We start from the raw sequence: 534 nt of genomic DNA, 5'->3' as shown, positions 1-534 counted from the left end.
CCCATTACGGATGGTGGGTTGCCCCATTCGGAGATCCCCGGATCAAAGCGTGCTTACCGCTCCCCGAGGCTTATCGCAGTTCGCTGCGTCCTTCTTCGGCTCCTAGCGCCAAGGCATCCGCCGTGTGCCCTTAGTAACTTAACCACAATTGGTCAGCACTAAAAAGTACTTACAGTTTTAATCCTTAGCAATACATGCAGTATCCAGTTTTCAAGGAACGAATAGTGGCTACTCTGACGAGTAACCTGCCTGGCAACGTCCTACTCTCCCGGCTCCCTGCGGAGCAAGTACCATCGGCGCTGGAGGGCTTAACGGCCGTGTTCGGTATGGGAACGGGTGTGTCCCCTCCGCCATCATCACCAGACAAGGTATTCTCTTCAAAGTGACGAAAGTCAATATATCACAGACACTCGTGCACTTTCAAGCTGTATTTTTTTAGAAATTTGGTGGAGCTGAACGGGATCGAACCGATGACCTCCTGCTTGCAAGGCAGGCGCTCTCCCAACTGAGCTACAGCCCCGTAAAGGGTATAAA

At 52.1% G+C, this 534-nt stretch carries 1 tRNA gene and 2 rRNA genes; all 3 read right to left on the bottom strand.

Annotated elements, in window-relative coordinates:
• A 23S ribosomal RNA gene (locus tag ACFSO0_RS00595) occupies positions 1-144 on the bottom strand; the annotation flags it as partial.
• Positions 145-247: 103 nt separating this feature from the next.
• Positions 248-364, bottom strand: a 5S ribosomal RNA gene (gene rrf / locus ACFSO0_RS00590).
• Between the two features lie 80 nt (positions 365-444).
• Positions 445-520: transfer RNA gene (locus ACFSO0_RS00585), tRNA-Ala, on the bottom strand.
• Positions 521-534: the final 14 nt, after the last annotated feature.

It is taken from the genome of Brevibacillus sp. GCM10020057 (genome assembly GCF_042683565.1).
Classification (GTDB): domain Bacteria; phylum Bacillota; class Bacilli; order Brevibacillales; family Brevibacillaceae; genus Brevibacillus.
Note: the sequence above shows the minus strand (reverse complement) of the source record. Positions and strands in the feature narration are given on the sequence as shown.